Source organism: Lyngbya sp. CCY1209, from assembly GCF_055795065.1.
Genome location: NZ_JAYFER010000098.1, coordinates 1 through 2,324 on the forward strand (window position 1 = coordinate 1; position 2,324 = coordinate 2,324).

Genomic DNA, 2,324 nt, shown 5'->3' on the forward strand with positions numbered 1-2,324 from the left:
GGATGTCTCACCCACCGCTCCCCCGCTCCCCCGCCCACACCCCACCGAGCACACCCCACCGAGCACACCAACCCCAACCCCAACCGTGATTTCAGAAAAGTTTCGCCGCCAATTGCGTGAGGAAGCCGGACTCTGGAAGGCTGAGGGATTGATCGACGACACCGTTTATCGACAGCTCGGCGATCGCTACCAGTTTGACAGCCTCGAACAGGCCGCCAGCAACCGCTTCGTGGTCATCCTCATGGGGTTGGGCGGGATTTTGTTGGGTTTGGGGGCGATCACGTTTGTCGCCGCGAACTGGCAAGAATGGCCGCGATCGCTGCGGGTGATTTTATTATTAAGCATCCTGGTCGGATTCGACGCCGGGGGGTTCTACCTGTGGCAACATCCCACCTCCGGGGCCAAACAGCGTCTCGGTATCGCGTTGCTGCTGTGCGGCGCCGTGTGTCTGGGGGCGAATATCGCTCTGATGGCCCAGATGTTCCACATCGGCGGTTCCCCCTACGGGTTGTATGTCGTGTGGGGGTTGGGTGTCCTGGCGATGGCTTACAGTTTGCAACTGCGATCGCTCGGCGTCCTGTCGCTGCTGCTGTTGGCGATCGGATACTGGCTGGGGATTGAGTATGCCTTGGAACCGGGGGAGGCATCCTGGATCGATCTCTTAATTCGGCACATGGCGATCGCGGGGGCGATTTTATTTGTCCCCCTCGCCTACTGGTGCGAATCCCGCCTCATTTTCGTGATGGCACTGCTGCTCATCATCTCATCTTTGAACGTGACGATGGGCGCCATTATCCCCGTCTACCAACTGCCCGGATTGGGTGTGGCTTTGGCCCTGATTCTCCCCCCCGCCGTGTTGTGGGCCTACGATGACAGCCAGTGGCCCGGAATTGACGGCCGACGGTTCCGATCGCTCGCCCGCAGTTTCGCCCTCTGGCTACTCGGAATCCTGTTCTTTTTCCTCTCATTTAAGGGCGTTTGGAATATCGAAGCGTCCGACTTCGAGGATATTTTACCGGGGTCGGCTTTTCTACTCGTTGACGTCCTAATTTTCATCGCCCTCGCCCTGTGGCAGTGGTTCCGCCTGGCGCGTCCCGATCGCACCAAACAATATTGGGGAGTGGATAGCGTCACCGCCGCGATCGCCGGTTTTTTAGCCATCACCGGCATCGTCACCTTCTGGCACATTTCCATTTCCCCGATTCCGGAAATTGCCACCTACATTTTTAATATATTAATGTTTCTCCTGGCAACGGGAACCATCCGCATCGGACTCACCGAGGGAAGCCGCGCCGCTTTTTGGGGCGGGATGGTGCTATTAATTTTACAAATAATCAGCCGATTGTTCGAGTACAACACCGAACTACTTCTAAAAGCCTTCGTCCTCGTTTTATGCGGGATCGGCGTCATCATCGCGGGACTCTGGTTTGAACGCCACCTCTCCCGCCAAAACGTTTAGGAAACTCAATTATCAATTATCAATTGCCATGACAGACAGCAACCAAACGTCCTCTGAGCGCCCGTTAACAGCCCCGACAACCCCCGCAACTGCCCCCGCCAGTCCCCCCGAGCGCCGCCTTCCGGGATGGCGATTGTGGGCGCCGCTGCTGTGTCAGGCCGCCCTGGTGATGGCGATTCCCGCCCAGGCGGTTTACACCTACCTCACCGGAACCACAATTGTTTTACAAACGGCGCCCGTCGATCCCTACGATTTTCTGCGGGGTTACTATCAAATTCTCGGCTACGAAATTTCCGATCCCAACACGCTCAAAACCCTTCCCGGTTCGCCGACAGTCCTGGAAGGAAATGAGAATTATTCGTATATCGATCGCGGACAACCCGTTTATGTGATCTTGCAAAAACCGGAGGGAAATTCGGAAAGCGATCGCCCCCCCGCGTGGGAACCCGTCGCCGTCAGAAGCGATCGCCCGGAGAATTTACCCGACAATCAAATCGCCATCCGGGGGGAGGGAAATGGCTGGGGAGTCGAGTACGGTTTGGAAACCTATTATATGCCGGAAAGTGAGCGCGATCGCGTCAATGCAGACATCAATTTCGCCCAACAAACCGACCCGGAATCCTTCGTGGTGGAGGTGAAAGTGGACTCCGGCGGCCATGCCATTCCGGTGCGGCTGTGGGTGCGCGATCGTAGTTTTCAATTTTGATAAATTGACCCCACCCAACCCTCCCCTTGCCAAGGGGAGTGCTTAGTGCTTCGTTATATTCATTATAGCGCTGCGCGCAGGTAATGGGGAATGGGGAATGGGGAATGGGGTAATGAAATCACCTTGATATAAGGGTTTCAAGGTTTGTCCCTCCCAGGA

Annotated in this window: 2 protein-coding genes; both read left to right on the forward strand. The window is 56.3% G+C overall.

Going from position 1 to position 2,324, the window contains the following annotated elements; all coding sequences use genetic code 11:
* Positions 1–85 precede the first annotated feature (85 nt).
* Positions 86–1,459: a DUF2157 domain-containing protein gene (locus AC0QHF_RS00585; RefSeq protein WP_324702245.1), complete on the forward strand. Its 1,374-nt coding sequence runs from the start codon at positions 86–88 to the stop codon at positions 1,457–1,459.
* Between the two features lie 28 nt (positions 1,460–1,487).
* A complete protein-coding gene (locus tag AC0QHF_RS00590; RefSeq protein ID WP_324702246.1) occupies positions 1,488–2,165 on the forward strand; it encodes a GDYXXLXY domain-containing protein in 678 nt (225 codons plus the stop codon).
* Positions 2,166–2,324: the final 159 nt, after the last annotated feature.

What these genes read in the sequence shown, in the direction of transcription:
- AC0QHF_RS00590 (WP_324702246.1), top strand. Translation starts at nt 1,488, where the DNA reads ATGACAGACAGCAACCAAACGTCCTCTGAGCGCCCGTTAACAGCCCCG.